The sequence below is a fragment of the Phenylobacterium sp. P4_E10 genome, from assembly GCF_056401675.1.
The window spans coordinates 16,662-31,694 of the sequence record NZ_JBFUIW010000019.1; the positions used below are offsets into that span (position 1 = coordinate 16,662).

Below are 15,033 nucleotides of genomic sequence, written 5' to 3' on the forward strand. Positions count from 1 at the left end.
AATTTGCGACGGAATAGGTCCGTGAAGCTCACATCCGGCCGGCTCGACAACGCCGGTTTCCGCGAATAGCGTTCGCTTTTCGCCAACGCCGCAAGATGACCTCGATTCCCCTCCGAACCTGGACCTCCCCGCTCTTCACCAGCTTCTACGGTGCGATCGCGCTGGGGGTATTTCTGGGGTTCGCAGGGCCGTTCGGCTCGTTTCAGTCTCTGGCGCACCCCCAACGTTACGCCTTCTGGTTCGGCCTTGTGGCGACGGGCTACGGGCTGGCGATCGCCACCCTGCAGATCCTTCGTCCTTGGGCCGCGTTCGCTCGCCTCCCGAAGGTCGCCGCGATCGTCCTCGTGGGATTGCTCTCGACTCTGCCAATGATGTTCGTCGTGGCATGGGCGCTCGACGTGGTTTTCGGACGGTCGACGCCGCCAGGACGCCTGGTGTCGCTCTATCTTTCGGTAGCGGCGGTCCAGCTGGTCATTGCCGGCATTGCGGCATGGCCGTTCCTGGCCCCCCACCGGCCAGCGCCCCCTGCAGAGGACGTGAACGCCGATCCGTTTTTCGAGCGCGTCCCTGACCGGCTAGGACGGGACCTGTTGGCCCTCGAGGCGCAGGACCATTATCTGCTGGTCCATACACGCCGTGGATCGGCTCTCATCTACATGCGGCTCAGCGAAGCCGTGCAGATCCTGCCGCCGCAGCTTGGCTTTCAAGCGCACAGGCGTTGGTGGGTCGCGCGCAAGGAAGTCGCCGGGTTGCGCCGCGACGGCCATCAGACGCTCATCGAGCTCACGGGGGGTCTGACCGTACCGGTCGGCAGAACCTACCTCGCAGCCGTTCGCTCAGGCCTCGAGGCTGCGAGCTCCTGACGGCGCTCGCGGCCGCCGCAGGGGTTCACCCGATATGGCGCCGCTTCGGTCACGGATACAAAATGCGCGGACGGCTAATCCCGGGAGCTGATTGAAGTCCTGGGCTCGGGGGTTTTGGCATGTTCAGGACTCTGCTTGGAATGGTCGCCGGCGCCGCGGTTGGTTTTGCTGGGATCTACGCCTGGCAACTGCTGGGCCATGTGATCTTCCCGTTCCCCACCATGGATCCGAGGGATCCTGTGAAGCGCGAGATGCTGGCGCAGATGTCGTTCGCCGCCCAGGCCTGGGTTGTCGGCGGCTACGCAGTCGGCGTCGCAGTGGGCGGCCTGCTCGGTAATTGGATCGCAGACGCCCGCTGGCCTGCGGTGCTCATCGCCGTGATGGTCGCGGGCGCCTTCTTCGTCACGCTCACTGCAGCTCCGCATCCCTTCTGGATGCAGGTGGCGGGCATCCTGCTGCCGATTCTGGCCGGCCTCGCCGTGGCCGCAACCGTCGGGCGCAGGACCCTGGCGGGGCGACCTACGATGAGAGGCTAGCCGTACGGCAGCATGGCGACGACGATCGTGAACAGCGTCACGTACCAGCGCCTCACATCGCCGAGATGCCGCCGTCGAGCTTCATCTCGGCGCCGGTCATGAACTTGCTCTCGTCGCTGGCCAGATAGAGCACCGCATGGGCGATATCGTCGGGCTCGCCGATGTGACCGAGCGGGATTTGGCGGGCCAGCTTGCCCTCGGCGACCTCCTTGCCGAACTGCTGGCGCAGCGGGTCGAGGATCGGGGTGTCGATGAAGGTCGGGTGGACCGAGTTGGAGCGGATATCCAGCCCCTGCTTGGCGCAGTGCAGGGCGATGCCCTTGCTGAGCAGCCAGACCCCGGCCTTGGAGGCGTTGTAGACCGGCGAATTGTGGGCGGCGATCAGGCCGGCGATCGAGGAGATGTTGACGATCGAGCCCGGCTGGTTCTCGCGCATGTATTTCAGCGCGTGCTTGGTCCCGAGGAACACCGAGTCGACATTGACGCTCATCACCAGCTTCCAATCCTCGAAGCTGAGCTGCTCGATGTCGCCGCCGCGGCTGATGCCGGCGTTGTTGACCAGCACTGAGATCCCGCCCATGGCCGCATCGGCCTCCTCGAGCGCGAAGATCCACTGGTCTTCCTTGGTGACGTCCAGCGGGAAGGCGAAGGCCGTGCCCTCGCCGTGCTCGGCGTTGATCTCGCCCGCCACTGCCTTGGCGCCCTCGTGGTTGATGTCGGCGATCGAGACCTTGGCGCCCTCGGCGGCCAGCATCCGCGCCATGGCCGCGCCAAGGCCCTGGGCCGCGCCGGTGATGAAAGCCTTCTTCCCCTCGACCCGTCCCGCCATCGCCGTCCTCCCAGCTTAGGCTATTGCGCTCCCGCGGCCTTGGCCGCCTCGTCCATGAAGGTCGCCAGCGCCACGTCCAGTTCCGTCACCCCGTCGGCGTCATGGGTGGTGAGGATCACGTCGACCCGGTTGTAGACGTTGAACCATTCCGGATGGTGGTCCAGCTGCTCAGCGCGAATCGCCACCCGGGTCATGAACGCGAAGGCGGTGTTGAAGTCGGCGAACTTGAACGTGCGCGAGATCGCCTCGCGCTTGTCGCCGGCGACCTTCCAGCCGGGCAGTTTGGCCAGCGCCGCCTCGGCGCCGATACGGGATGGACGGGTCACGCAAGCTCCTCTTCGTCGAACACCAGGCCGGTGGCGGCGGAAAGCTCGGCCAGCGTCTGGTCGACGTCCACCACCTTGATCGCGCGCATGCCGAGCGCCGCGGCCGGCTTGCAGTTGATGCCCAGGTCGTCGAGGTAGACGCAAGCCTCCGGCTTCACCCCGAGGGCCTCGCACATCATCAGATAGATCGCCGGGTCCGGCTTGCGCACGCCGGCCTTCGAACTTTCGATCACCTGGTCGAACAGCGGCAGGATCTGGCCCATGGCCCCTGCCGCGCGCTGCGGTTCGTCCGCCCCCGGGCTGTGGTGGCTGACCATGTTGTTGGTGATGCAGCCGACCTTGAAGTGCTGCTTGCAGGCCTTGAGCGCTGCGACCATCCGCGGCCGCACCGACCCTGAGAGCAGGGGCAGGACGTCACGGCCCGGGACCGGATGGCCCAGCGCCGTGGACTCGGCCAGGAACAGCTCGTCGAAGCCCTTGGCGTCGATCTCGTTGCGCTCGAACAGCGCCCAGGCGTTGCTGTCGGGGTTGGTCGAGTTGACCTTGCGGATCAGGTCCTTGGGCACGCCGTTCTCGGCTTCATAGCGCGCGAACGCCTCGAACGGAGACGAGGTGAACACCCCGCCGAAATCCCAGATCACCGCTTCGACCGACATGAATTAAACCCGTGTTTGAATATGCCCGGAAGCTAGCGGGCCTGGGCCGGATTTGAAAGGCTCGCCGACGCCGCGCGCCGCCGCTACTAAAAGGGCATGCACGCCTTCTTCTCGTTCATCCCGCGACCGCTGCGCCTGGCGGTGTTCGGCGGGGCGGTCGCCGTGATCCTGTATCTGACCCTGGCCCCGAACGACGACGTGCCGGGCTCGGCCCTGATCTGGGACAAGGCGGCGCACGCCATCGCCTTCGGCCTGCTGGTCATCATCGGTCTGCTGATGTCGACCCATCGGCGCTGGGCGGTGATCGTCGGCGTCTGGGTGCTGGCCGTCGGCATCGAGGTCGCCCAAGCGCTGATGCCCTATGGCCGGCAGGGCGACTGGCGCGACGCCCTGGCCGACTCGATCGGCATCGCGCTGGGCGTGGGGCTGTGGGCGCTGGCCCGCCGCTTCAAGCCGCGATGAGCATTCGCCACGCCCCCTACGAAGACGGCGCCGACTTCGCCATCGGGTTGAAGCCTATCGCAGCGGAGGCCTGGCTCGAAGGCGGCGAAGCCGATCCAGCCGCCCGCAAGGACCCGCTCTACCGCGACCATCGCGACACGGTCTGGGGCGAGACGCCGGAGTCGCGGGACGGGCAGCAAGAGGTGCTGGACCTGGTCGAGGCGGCGCTGGGTCCGGCGTCGGCCGACCTGCCGCCGCTCTACGCCGCCGCCCGCCGCGTGCCGGACGACCTGGTGCTGATGGAGAGGCGGGACGGCCACTGGCGGGTCTCGGCCCTGTCGCTTTGCGCCCCGACCTTCTTCTCTGCGCCCGAGGTCCTGGGCCGCAGCCTGGCCCACATCCACGGACCGGTGCATGGCTTCGCCGACCGCTTCCTGGTGCGGGTGGTGCGGATCTTCGACGGCTTGCGGCCCGGCCTGATCCTCGAGCGGCGCAACTGGAGCGTGGTGAACTCCGGCGAGTCGTTCACCCCCGACCCGGCCCCGATCCGCGCCCAGATCCCGGCGATCGATCCGAGCCGGGCGGGCGCGGAGCTGTTCGTGCGGGTCGAGCGCCAGACCCTGAGGCGGCTGCCGCGCACCGGCGGGGCGCTGTTCACGATCCGGGTGTGGCTGCATCCGCTGGACGACCTGGCCGCCGACCCGCCGCGGCTGGCGGCCTTCGCCCGGGCCTGGGCTACGGCGAGCGCCGACTTCCGCGCCTACAAGCGGCTCGCGCTCTACGACGAGCTTGTCACGGGATTTCTTCGCGCCCACGGTGAAAGCCACAGCATTAACGAAAACTGAACTTCATCCTTGGGGCCTCATTCTGACGCCGGGAACCGCCATGCGCCTGCGCACCGTCTTGTCCATCGCCGTGTTCGTGGCCCTGGCCGCCTGCGACTCCAAGGGCCCGCCCAAGGTCGGCGCGACCGCGGACCAGGGCGCGGTGACCGTTCCGATGACCACCGCCGCCGCCGCGCCGACCGCCTCCTGCCCGAGCGTCGAGGAGATCATCGCCAAGGCCTGCCCGCCGGCCAAGGTCGCCAAGGCGCCGGCCAAGCCGGTGAAGGTCCACCGCCACCCGCCGAAGAAGAAACCGCGCGTGCAGGTCGCCGCCGCGCCGCCGCCCGAGCGCGAGTACGCCCGCGTCCCTCCGCCGGCGCCTCAGGCCCGGATCACCGAGGAGGAAGTCTATCAGTCCTGGACCACCGGCGGGGCCGCCGCGCCCGCCGTCGCACCGCGGCCGCAGATGGCCTTCACGGCCGCCGGCCGCGACGCCAACGGCTTCCTGACCTGGCCCGGCAAGCGCTAGACCTCGTCCTCCGGGGTCAGGCGATAGCCGATCCCGGGCTCGGTCAGCAGGATCTTCGGGGTCGACGGCTCTTCCTCGATCTTCTGGCGTAGCTGGGCGACCAGCACCCGCACGAACTGTGCGTCCACCTGGGCCGCCGGCCCCCAGATCGCGGTGATCAACTGGCGATGGGTGACCACCCGCCCGCCGTAGCGCGCCAGGGTCTTCAGCAAGTCGTATTCGCGCGGTGTCAGCCGCACCTCGTCGCCCAGCAGCACGACGCGGCGGGTGGCGAAGTTCACCTCCAGATCGCCGCTGAGGTAGACTGCGTTGGCCGAGAAGCGACGCTCGCGACCGCGCAGCGCCGCGCGGATGCGGGCCAACAGCTCGCCGACCCCGAAGGGCTTGTTGATGAAGTCGTCGGCCCCCTGGTCGAGGGCGGCGATCTTCTCGTGCTCCAGATCGCGGGCCGACAGCACCAGGATCGGGACCTCCGACCATTCGCGAATGCGCGAGATCACCGCCTTGCCGTCCATGTCCGGCAGGCCAAGGTCGAGGATCACCACGTCGCAGACCTCGCCCGCCAGGTGCGCCAGGGCCTCGTGCCCGGTCTCGGCCGTGGTCACCGTATAGCCGGCCGCCGCCAGGGCCGGCTTGAGCGCGCGCAGGATCTGCTGCTCGTCGTCGACCAGAAGCAGGTGGGCGTTCATGCAGCGACTCCCGGCAGCGCCAGGGCCACGACGAGGCCGGGGCGGCCGTCGTCGCGGGCGCGGGCGGACACGTTCCCGCCCATCGCCTCGACCAGGCCGCGGGTGATCGAGAGGCCCAGGCCCGTGCCCTGCTGGCCGGCCGCCGTCGAGGGCGAACGGTAGAACTTCTCGAACAGCATCGGCAGCTCGGCCGGCGGCACGCCCGGCCCTTCGTCGGCGACTTCGACCACGACCCGGCCGCCTTCGCGGCGGCCGGTGATGTCGATGCGGGCGCCGTTGGGCGAGAAGCGCACCGCGTTCTCCACTACATTGGCCAAGGCCTGCTCGGCGAGGATCGGGTCGCCCACCGCCGACAGGTCGTCGCCGGCCACATGAGGGACGATTTCACGGGCGCCAGCCCGCCGCTGGACCCGCTGCGCCACCCGCTCGGCGACCTCGGCCATGCCGAAGGCGACGCCGGCGATGGTGAGGGCCCCGGACTCCAGCTTAGTCATGTTGAGCAGGTTGCCGACGAAGACGTTGAGGCGCTCGGCTTCCTCCTGGATGGTCAGGGTGAGGTCCTGGCGGGTGGCCGCATCGAAGCGGTCGCCGAACTCGCGCAGGCTGCTGGCCGAGGCGAGGATCGCCGCCAGCGGGGTGCGCAGATCGTGCGAGATCGAGGACAGCAGGGCGTTGCGCAGTTCCTCCGTGCGGGTGCGGGCCTGCATCTCGGCGCGCTCGCCCGAGAGCCGCGAGCGGACGATGGCGGCCCCGGCCATGTCGACCAGCACGTCGACCAGGCGATCGTCGTCCTCGGCCATCGACCGCTCCCTCGGGCGCCAGGCGGCGACCCCCAGGGCGTGGCCGTCGGCGCGCAGCGGCCGCAGACGCCAGCCGCCGGCCTCGAAGGTGGCGGCATGGGCCGCCGGGGCCTGGGCGATGGCCGCCAGGGCCGCGGGCGCGGCGTTGCGGGCCGGGGCGGTCCAGGTGCTGCCATCGTAGAAGACCACCGCCTCGCGACCGGCCTCGGCAATCCGGCTGGCCAGGGCCTGACGCACGGCGTCCTCGTTGTCCGAAGCCGAGAACTCTTCGCTGGCGCGCAGCAGGGCGCCGGAGGTCCGCGCCCTGGCCTCGGCCTTGCGCTGCGCCTCACGCAGGCGCCCGGCCAGACCGCCGGTCAGCACCGCCACCGCCAGGAAGACGATGAGGACGATCACGTCCTCGGCCGAGGTCAGGGTGAAGACGAAGCGCGGCTCGACCAGGTAGACGTCATAGACCACGAAGGCGGCGGCGGCGGCGAAGTAGGCTGGCCCCGGCCCCAGGGTGACGGCCGAGACCAGCACGCCGGCCAGGAACACCATCGACAGTCGGTCGGTGTCGAAGACGCGATAGATGACCTCCGCGACGGCGGTCGAGGCGGCCACGAAGCCGAGCGCGGCCAGGTAGCGCCAGGCGCCGGCCAGGCGCCTTCGCGATCTGATTGTCCGTTCCCGCGCCATGCGGTTCCTTGCAAAGCCGGGTCGTCGGCGGCGTCGCCCTGTCCGTGGGAACCCCAGGCTCGAAGATTGGGAGACGAGCGAGGCCGCCGACGCCGCGGACCATGGAGCGCACCGCGATCCGGTACAATTATGCCCCGCTTATGCGGCTTGCGCGGGGCGCATCCTTATAAGCTTCTTATGCTTGTGGGGCGCGGACGTCCACGCGACCAACCGCATATGAGCCTCCCTCCCGGTCAAGCCGCGCCCTGGTTCGTCTGCCCGACGCCGACCAATCCGCGCTTCAACTTCTCCAGCCTCGGCGGCCGCTATGTGGTCCTGGCCTTCCTCCCGGAGGAGGCGCGAGCGCGCGGGGCGGCGCTGGCCGCCATCGAGGCGGCGCAGGCGCTGTTCGACCAGGTCAGGTTGATCGTCTTCTGCGTGGTCCGCGACGAGGCGGCCATCGCGACGGCCAAGGACCGCCTAGGCGTCCGCTGGTTCCTCGACCGCGGCGGGATGGTCAGCCGGCTCTACCGCGCGCTGGGCGAGGACGGCGCCGAGGCCCCGCACTGGTGCGTGATCGATCCCAGCCTGCGGATCCTGTTCACGGGCGCGATGAGCGACACCGACCGGGTGCTTGGCCTGCTGGACCGGCTGCCGGCGCCCGACGATCACGCCGGAACGCCGCTGAACGCCCCGGTGCTGATCGTTCCGCGGATCTTCGAACCGGAGCTGTGCCGACGACTGATTGCGCTCTACGACGAGGTCGGCGGGACGCCCTCCGGGGTCATGCGACAGGTCGGCGACAAGACGGTTCCCGTGCTCGACAGCTTCAAAAGCCGCAGCGACGTCACGGTCGAGCATCCGGACCTGAAGCGGCAGATCATTCAGCGCCTGGAGACCCGTCTGATGCGCCAGATCAACCTGGCCTTCCAGTTCCGGCCAAGCCGTATCGAACGCTACATCGTCGCCTGCTACGACGCCGACGATGGCGGCTATTTCCGTCCGCACCGGGACAACACCACCACCGGCACGGCGCATCGCAAGTTCGCCTGCTCGATCAACCTCAACGCCGACGAATTCGAGGGCGGGGACCTGCGGTTCCCGGAGTATGGCGCGCGCACCTACCGGCCGCCGACCGGCGGCGCGGTGGTGTTCTCCTGCTCGCTGCTGCACGAGGCCACGCCAGTGACGCGCGGCCGCCGCTACGCCTTCCTGCCGTTCTTCCACGACGAGGCGGGCGAACAGCTTCGGCTGAAGAACCTGCACACCTTGGCCGAGGAGGTTTGAGCCTTCAGCGAGGCCAACAGGGAAGGTGCAGGTTTCCCACAAGGCAGGGCTAGGCGCGGCCGCACGATGATCTTTTCAGTCAAGCTCGCCTCGTCGCCCGCCCTGGCGTCAGATCGGTATCAGCCACAATCGCCGCATCCTGAATCTATAGTGGCGGAAATGCGTCGGAATGCGTGATCACGCATAGATTATACTTAAATCCAAACCTCCATACGCATCACGATCAACCTCGAGATACTAAGAACTGCGAGAGTCGCAACTCGCACGATAGCCACCCTTACTGGTCGTCTACCCGACACATATGGAAAGATTCTGGCGGTTGAAGGTATGGTTTATATTTACTTAAGATAGAAGCTCAGCTATCGCTGTTATCGAAGATGGCTGCGCTCGGCGGCCATCAACAACCGCACTGAGGGGCTAACCTCATGAAATTGCTGGCGAAAGGTGCTGCAGCAGCCGCTGCGGCGACTGTATTGCTTGCGGGTTCAGCGAACGCCGCTGTCATTTATAGCTTCGAGCCCGGTCTGGATGCGCCCCGCGCCCCAGACACCCTCCTCTACGACTTCACCGATGGCAGCTTGGCGTTTCTGGACAGCTCGACGCTGACCATTATCCAGAGCGTCACCAACGGCGATGGCGCCCAGAACCCGTTCTCCGACCCCGGCGGCAACTACATGTCGGTCAAGGGCGGCGGCAAGGCGGTGCTGACGTTCGACTCGATCATGTCGAGCATCAGCTTCAACTGGGGTTCGTTGGACACCTACAACACTCTGACCATCCACGCCAAAAGCGGCAACACGATCGTCATCCCGAGTCCGGCCAACGGCAATCAACAGCAGCCCGGGACCAATGGCCGCTTCTATGCGATCGCCGGCGCCGGCGACTACATCACTGGCCTGACCTTCGAGTCGGCCGACAACTCCTTCGAAGTCGACGATATCAGCGGCTTGTCGGCGGTTCCGGAACCGGCGACCTGGGCGATGATGATCTCCGGCTTCGGCCTGGCCGGCGCGGCGATCCGCCGTCGTCGCACGACCTTCGCCGCCGCCTAAGGCAGCGAAGTTGGACTTCGAAAAGCCGGCGGGGCGCGCTCCGCCGGCTTTTTCATGCCTCGATGCCGTGTCAGCTCGATCGAGCATGGAGAACCCAGCGGCCGGCGCCGAGGGTCTAAATCATTGATCCGACGAGGAGAAATGGCGCACCCGACACGATTCGAACGTGTGACCTTTGCCTTCGGAGGGCAACGCTCTATCCAGCTGAGCTACGGGTGCGTCTTTGAGAGTTGCGCTGTCTAACCGAAAGCGGCGCAAAACGGAAGGGTTAGGCGCCGGCCGTGGTCAAGGAGACGAAGACGTCCTCCAGGTCCGGGTCCTCGGTGGCGATGTCCTTGATGTGCAGGCCGGTGGCGCGCACCGCGGCCAGCACCTGCTCGACGCTCGAATGGCCGGTGCGGTAGGTCACCGAGAACGCCCCGCCGGCCCGCGGCTTGGTTTCGAAGCCGGGCAGGTCGGGCGCCGTCAGCAGCGGCTCGGCCGGTGTGACCACGACATTGCGGGTGTCCAGGCGCTGCAGCAGGCTGGAGGTCGACTCGCAGGCCACCACCTCGCCGCGATTGACGATGGCGATCTGGTCGCAGAGCTCCTGCGCCTCTTCCAGGTAGTGGGTGGTGAGCACGATGGTCACGCCCTTGCGGTTCAGCTCGAGCACATAGGCCCACAGCTGGCGGCGCAGCTCGACGTCGACGCCGGCGGTCGGCTCGTCGAGGATCAGCACCGGCGGATTGTGCACCATGGCCTTGGCCACCATCAGCCGCCGCTTCATGCCGCCCGAGAGCTGGCGCACATAGGCCTCGGCCTTGTCGCCCAGGCCCAGGGCGTTGAGCAATTCCATGGTCCGGCGCTCGGCCGGGGGCACGCCGTACATCCCGGCCTGCACCTCCAGCGACTCGCGCGGGGTGAAGAAGGGGTCGGCTGAGATCTCCTGCGGCACCACGCCGATCGCGGCGCGGGCGTCGCGCGGCCGCTCGTCGATGTCGCGGTCCCAGATCCGCACCGTGCCGGCCGTCTTCTTGGTCAGGCCGGCCAGGGTGTTGATGAAGGTCGACTTGCCGGCGCCGTTGGGGCCCAGCAGGCCGAAGATCGATCCGCGGGGGATGCGCAGGTCCAGCCCGCGCAAGGCGTGCATCTCCGGCGACGTCTTGGTCGCGGGGTAGATCTTGACCACGCCCTCGGCCTCAATGGCGAACTCAGGTAGCGTCATGCGTCTCTTTGTGTCCGGGGCGTGCATTGACGGCGAAAGCCGTGGTCGAATACCTAGGCGCGTGCGGCGCTTCCGCCAAGCTTCCGCCGCCGGAGAGTTCGAAGAAATGGCCCGCAAAGCCCCCGTTCCCGATCAAGGCCGCTCCTCCAAGCTGGAGCCGATGCCCGCCAAAGGCGCCCGCACCCCTGACCTGCCGCCCTCGGAAGTCGTCGTCGTCCGCTCGGGCCGCGTCGCCTGCGACGGCGTCGGCGGCGCGTTGGGCCACCCGCGGGTCTGGCTGGAGATGGGCGAGGCCTCGTTCGTCGAGTGCCCCTATTGCGACCGCCGCTTCGTGCTGCCGGAAGGCTCGGAGGGCCCGGAGGACGAGCGCCTGGCCCCCGGCGTCTACGAGGGCCCGCACGGCCACTGACACACCCTGTCAGCAGTGACGCGGTTGGCGGCCGATTCCCACCAGCATGTCACGGCGGCGGCTCCTATATCGTCGTTACCGATGAGGAGCCGTCCATGAGCCAAGCCCAGACTTTCAAGTCCCTGCACGAGGGTCCGCAGATCCTCGTCCTGCCCAACGCCTGGGACGCCGCCAGCGCGGCGATGATGGAGGACGCCGGCGCGAAGGCGGTGGCCACCTCCTCGGCCGCCGTGGCCTGGGCACATGGCTATGCTGACGGCGACAACCTCCCGGTTCCGGTGCTGCTGAACGCGATCGGCGAGATGGGCCGGGTGCTGAAGGTCCCGCTGACCGCCGACATCGAGGGCGGTTATTCCGACGACCTGGCCGCCGTGGCCGAGACGGTCAGAGGCGTGATCGGCGCCGGCGCCGTGGGCATCAACTTCGAGGACGGGACCCGTTCGCCCGACCTGCACGCGCGGAAGATCGAAGCCGTGCGCAAGGCCGCGGAGTCCGCCGGCGTCCCGCTGTTCGTCAACGCCCGCATCGACATCTATCTGAAAGGCCTGGCCGAGGGCGAAGCGGCCCTGGCCGAGACCCTGCGCCGCGCCGAGCTCTACCGGTCGGCCGGAGCCGACGGGATTTTCGTGCCCGGCCCGGCCGACGAGGCGCTGCTGGCCGTGCTCGCCAAGGAGATCGCCCTGCCGCTCAACGCCATGGGCCGCGGCGGCATCGCCCCGGCTGCGCGGCTGCAGGAGATCGGCGTGCGCCGGCTGTCCTCGGCCACCGCCCCGTTCCGCGCCGCCTATGCGACCCTGGGCCAACTGGTGCAGGCCTTCCTGGCCGACGGCGACGCCAGCAAGCTGGCCGAGGCCGGCAAGGGCGCGCCCGACCTTAACAAGCGCTTCGGCTAGGGCGCGCGGCGGCGATCCTGCCAGGCGTTGTCAGCAAGCATGACGCCAGGGGCTGACCCGGGCGCGCCGCCGCCCTATCTTCCCGGCCATGACCGACGCGCCGCTTGAAGCCACCCTGGAAGACATCCCCCGCACCCAGACCCAGGACGGACCCGCACAGCGGCTCTATCTGGTGGACGGGTCGGGCTTCATCTTCCGCGCCTATCACGCCCTGCCGCCGCTGACCCGCAAGTCGGACGGCCTGCCGATCGGGGCGATCAGCGGCTTTTGCAACATGCTGTGGAAGCTGCTGGTCGAGATGAAGGCGCAGGCCGAAGGGCCGACCCACCTGGCGGTGATCTTCGACCACTCGGAGAAGACGTTCCGCAACAAGCTGTACGACCAGTACAAGGCGCACCGGCCGCCGCCGCCCGAGGACCTGATCCCGCAGTTCCCGCTGATGCGCCGCGCCACGCGGGCGTTCGGGGTGCCTTGCCTGGAGCTCCCCGGCTATGAGGCCGACGACTTGATCGCCGCCTATGCCTGCAAGGTGCGCGACGCCGGCGGCGAGGTGACCATCGTCTCGTCCGACAAGGACCTGATGCAGCTGGTCGGCGACCGGGTGTCGATGCTCGACACCATGAAGAACCTGAAGATCGGCCGCGAGCAGGTGATCGAGAAGTTCGGGGTGCCGCCGGAAAAGGTCGTGGACGTGCAGTCGCTGTGTGGCGACAGCGTCGACAACGTGCCCGGCGCGCCCGGCATCGGCGTCAAGACGGCCGCCCTGCTGATCAACGAATACGGCGACCTCGACACGCTGCTGGCCCGGGCCGGCGAGATCAAGCAGCCCAAGCGCCGCGACACCTTGATCGAGTTCGCCGACCAGATCCGGCTCTCGCGCGAACTGGTGCGGCTGGACTGCGACACCCCGCTGCCTGAGCCGGTCGACGCCCTGGCGGTCAAGGAGCCCGACGCCGCCGAACTGGCCGCCTTCCTCGAGGAGATGGAGTTCCGCACCCTGGCCCGCCGGGTGCAGGGCGGCGGCGGCACGGCCAGCGCGCCGGCCGGGGCCCAGGCGCCCAAGCCCGTTCCCACCGTCGTGCCGATCGCCGCGGCCATCGACGTCGACGCCTATGTCTGCGTCCGCGACCTGGCCGCCCTGGACACCTGGATCGCCAGGGCCAGGTCGGCCGGCGTGGTCGCTTTCGACACCGAGACCGACGCGCTGTCATCGGCCACCGCGGGGCTTTGCGGGATCTCGCTGGCGGTGGCGCCGGGCGAGGCCTGCTACATCCCGGTCGGCCATGAGCACGAGCACAGCGGCGGCCTGGAGTTCGAGGCCCCCGAGGCGATCGAGCAGCTGCTGCTTGAAAAGGTGATCTCGCGGCTGAAGCCGCTGCTGGAAGACCCGGCAGTCCTGAAGGTCGCCCAGAACGCCAAGTACGACATCGCCGTCCTGTCGCGCCACGGGATCGCTGTCGCGCCGATCGAGGACACCATGCTGATCAGCTACGCCCTGGAGGGCGGGCTGCACAAAAGCCACGGTATGGACGAGCTCTCCAAGCGCTGGCTGGAGCACGAGCCGATCAAGTTCTCGAAGGTGACCGGCACCGGCAAGTCGCAGAAGAGCTTCAAGCACGTGAAGCTGGAGCCGGCGACCTGCTACGCGGCCGAGGACGCCGACGTCACCTTGCGGCTCTACCAGCACCTGCGCCCGCGGCTCGCGCGCGAGGGGCTGCTGACCGTCTACGAGACGCTGGAGCGGGGCATGCCGCCGGTGCTGGCGCAGATGGAGAACGAGGGGATCAAGGTCGACACCGAGACCCTGCGCAAGCTCTCCAACGATTTCTCCGTGCGGATGGGCGAGCTGGAGATCGAGGCCCATCGCCTGGCCGGACGGCCGTTCAACCTGGGCAGCCCCAAGCAGATCGGCGAAGTGCTGTACGGCGAGATGGGCCTGGCCTCGAAGCGGCTGACGGCCACCGGCGCGCAAGGCACCGACGCCTCGGTGCTGGAGGACCTGGCCGCCGAGGGCCACGAGCTACCGCGGGTGCTGCTGGACTGGCGCCAGCTGTCGAAGCTGAAGGGCACCTATACCGACAACCTGATCAGCGCGATCGCCGAGCGGACCGGGCGGGTGCACACCTCCTACGCCCTGGCCTCGACCACCACGGGGCGGCTGTCGTCCAACGACCCCAACCTGCAAAACATTCCGATCCGCACCGAGGAAGGCCGCAAGATCCGCAAGGCGTTCATCGCCGAGCCGGGCCATGTGCTGATCAGCGCCGACTACAGCCAGATCGAGCTGCGCATCCTGGCGCACGTGGGCGACATCCCGCAGTTGAAGAAGGCCTTTATGGAGGGCCACGACATTCACGCGGCCACCGCCTCGGAGATGTTCGGCGTGCCGATCGAGGGCATGCCCTCGGAGACCCGCCGCCGCGCCAAGGCGATCAATTTCGGCATCGTCTACGGCATCTCGGCCTTCGGCCTGGCCAATCAGCTGTCGATCCCCCAGGACGAGGCCGGGGCCTATATCAAGACCTACTTCGAACGCTTCCCGGGCATCCGCGCCTATATGGACCGCACCAAGCAGGCGGCGCGGACCCAGGGCTTCGTCACCACCATCTTCGGCCGCAAGGTGCACATTCCGGCGGTGGGCTCGAAGTCGCAGGCTGAGCGGGCGTTCGGCGACCGCGCGGCGATCAACGCCCCGATCCAGGGAGCCGCCGCCGACGTCATGCGCCGGGCGATGATCCGCATGCCGGACGCGCTGAAGGCGGCGGGTCTGAAGACCCGGATGCTGCTGCAGGTGCACGACGAACTGGTGTTCGAGGCTCCGCAGGCCGAAGCCGACGCCGCCATCGCCGTGATCAAGAAGATCATGGAGCGAGCGGCCGAACCGGCGGTGGCGCTATCGGTGCCGCTGGTGGTCGAAGCCCGCGCCGCCGACAACTGGGACGACGCGCACTAGGTCTCGGAACCTTCGCCGTTCCAACCGCTTAGTGCTGGATACCCGCCTTGACGCCGATCAAGGCGGGGCAGCGCCGATGCGC

16 protein-coding genes and 1 tRNA gene are annotated in these 15,033 nt (G+C 68.4%); 10 read left to right on the forward strand and 7 right to left on the reverse strand.

Features of this window, described 5'->3' with window-relative positions; all coding sequences use genetic code 11:
• Positions 1-95: 95 nt before the first annotated feature.
• A complete protein-coding gene (locus AC1DQJ_RS18305) occupies positions 96-863 on the forward strand; it encodes a LytTR family DNA-binding domain-containing protein (RefSeq protein WP_477605924.1) in 768 nt (255 codons plus the stop codon).
• Between the two features lie 119 nt (positions 864-982).
• Complete coding sequence (locus AC1DQJ_RS18310; protein WP_477605926.1) at positions 983-1,399, forward strand: hypothetical protein; 417 nt, start codon at positions 983-985, stop codon at positions 1,397-1,399.
• A 52-nt stretch (positions 1,400-1,451) separates the two neighbouring features.
• Here the strand turns inward: AC1DQJ_RS18310 and AC1DQJ_RS18315 are convergent, their stop codons facing one another.
• From AC1DQJ_RS18315 to AC1DQJ_RS18325, 3 genes are read right to left on the reverse strand one after another with little or no spacing between them, the layout of a single operon-like run.
• Complete coding sequence (locus tag AC1DQJ_RS18315) at positions 1,452-2,228, reverse strand: SDR family oxidoreductase (RefSeq protein ID WP_477605928.1); 777 nt, start codon at positions 2,226-2,228, stop codon at positions 1,452-1,454.
• A gap of 20 nt (positions 2,229-2,248) precedes the next feature.
• Positions 2,249-2,554 carry a 4a-hydroxytetrahydrobiopterin dehydratase gene (locus AC1DQJ_RS18320; RefSeq protein ID WP_477605930.1) on the reverse strand — a complete coding sequence of 102 codons (306 nt, stop codon included), beginning with the start codon at positions 2,552-2,554 and terminating at the stop codon, positions 2,249-2,251.
• Positions 2,551-3,210, reverse strand: a complete 660-nt coding sequence (locus tag AC1DQJ_RS18325) for an HAD-IA family hydrolase (RefSeq protein WP_477605932.1) — start codon at positions 3,208-3,210, stop codon at positions 2,551-2,553. The genes AC1DQJ_RS18320 and AC1DQJ_RS18325 overlap by 4 nt, the downstream gene beginning before the upstream one ends.
• A gap of 96 nt (positions 3,211-3,306) precedes the next feature.
• Between AC1DQJ_RS18325 and AC1DQJ_RS18330 the strand changes: the two genes are divergently transcribed.
• The 3 genes from AC1DQJ_RS18330 to AC1DQJ_RS18340 are packed head-to-tail and all read left to right on the forward strand — an operon-like array spanning position 3,307 to position 5,004.
• Positions 3,307-3,672, forward strand: a complete 366-nt coding sequence (locus AC1DQJ_RS18330) for a VanZ family protein (RefSeq protein WP_477605934.1) — start codon at positions 3,307-3,309, stop codon at positions 3,670-3,672.
• Positions 3,669-4,496: a heme-dependent oxidative N-demethylase family protein gene (locus AC1DQJ_RS18335; RefSeq protein ID WP_477605936.1), complete on the forward strand. Its 828-nt coding sequence runs from the start codon at positions 3,669-3,671 to the stop codon at positions 4,494-4,496. Before AC1DQJ_RS18330 ends, AC1DQJ_RS18335 begins: the two co-directional genes overlap by 4 nt.
• A gap of 40 nt (positions 4,497-4,536) precedes the next feature.
• Entirely contained in the window at positions 4,537-5,004 is a 468-nt protein-coding gene (locus AC1DQJ_RS18340; protein WP_477605938.1) for a hypothetical protein, read from the forward strand.
• On the opposite strand, the gene AC1DQJ_RS18345 is transcribed toward AC1DQJ_RS18340, so the two are convergent.
• Positions 5,001-5,693 (reverse strand): response regulator, encoded by a 693-nt coding sequence (locus AC1DQJ_RS18345; RefSeq protein WP_477605940.1) that lies wholly within the window; start codon positions 5,691-5,693, stop codon positions 5,001-5,003. The two genes, AC1DQJ_RS18340 and AC1DQJ_RS18345, sit on opposite strands and share 4 nt — an antisense overlap.
• A complete protein-coding gene (locus tag AC1DQJ_RS18350; RefSeq protein ID WP_477605942.1) occupies positions 5,690-7,171 on the reverse strand; it encodes an ATP-binding protein in 1,482 nt (493 codons plus the stop codon). Before AC1DQJ_RS18350 ends, AC1DQJ_RS18345 begins: the two co-directional genes overlap by 4 nt.
• A gap of 216 nt (positions 7,172-7,387) precedes the next feature.
• Between AC1DQJ_RS18350 and AC1DQJ_RS18355 the strand changes: the two genes are divergently transcribed.
• The gene (locus AC1DQJ_RS18355) at positions 7,388-8,437 is read left to right on the forward strand and encodes a 2OG-Fe(II) oxygenase family protein (RefSeq protein WP_477605944.1); all 1,050 of its coding nucleotides are present in this window, start codon (positions 7,388-7,390) and stop codon (positions 8,435-8,437) included.
• A gap of 425 nt (positions 8,438-8,862) precedes the next feature.
• Positions 8,863-9,489 (forward strand): PEPxxWA-CTERM sorting domain-containing protein, encoded by a 627-nt coding sequence (locus tag AC1DQJ_RS18360; protein ID WP_477605946.1) that lies wholly within the window; start codon positions 8,863-8,865, stop codon positions 9,487-9,489.
• A 142-nt stretch (positions 9,490-9,631) separates the two neighbouring features.
• Here AC1DQJ_RS18360 and AC1DQJ_RS18365 read toward each other — a convergent pair.
• Positions 9,632-9,708, reverse strand: a tRNA-Arg gene (locus AC1DQJ_RS18365).
• Between the two features lie 49 nt (positions 9,709-9,757).
• Complete coding sequence (locus AC1DQJ_RS18370; protein ID WP_477605948.1) at positions 9,758-10,696, reverse strand: ABC transporter ATP-binding protein; 939 nt, start codon at positions 10,694-10,696, stop codon at positions 9,758-9,760.
• A 160-nt stretch (positions 10,697-10,856) separates the two neighbouring features.
• Between AC1DQJ_RS18370 and AC1DQJ_RS18375 the strand changes: the two genes are divergently transcribed.
• From AC1DQJ_RS18375 to polA, 3 genes are all read left to right on the forward strand, one after another.
• On the forward strand, positions 10,857-11,105 hold the full coding sequence (locus tag AC1DQJ_RS18375) for a zinc-finger domain-containing protein (RefSeq protein ID WP_477606053.1): 249 nt from the start codon (positions 10,857-10,859) through the stop codon (positions 11,103-11,105).
• Positions 11,106-11,200: 95 nt separating this feature from the next.
• Positions 11,201-11,998, forward strand: a complete 798-nt coding sequence (locus AC1DQJ_RS18380; RefSeq protein WP_477605950.1) for an isocitrate lyase/PEP mutase family protein — start codon at positions 11,201-11,203, stop codon at positions 11,996-11,998.
• Positions 11,999-12,086: 88 nt separating this feature from the next.
• Complete coding sequence (gene polA, locus AC1DQJ_RS18385) at positions 12,087-14,951, forward strand: DNA polymerase I (RefSeq protein ID WP_477605952.1); 2,865 nt, start codon at positions 12,087-12,089, stop codon at positions 14,949-14,951.
• The last annotated feature ends 82 nt before the right edge of the window (positions 14,952-15,033 follow it).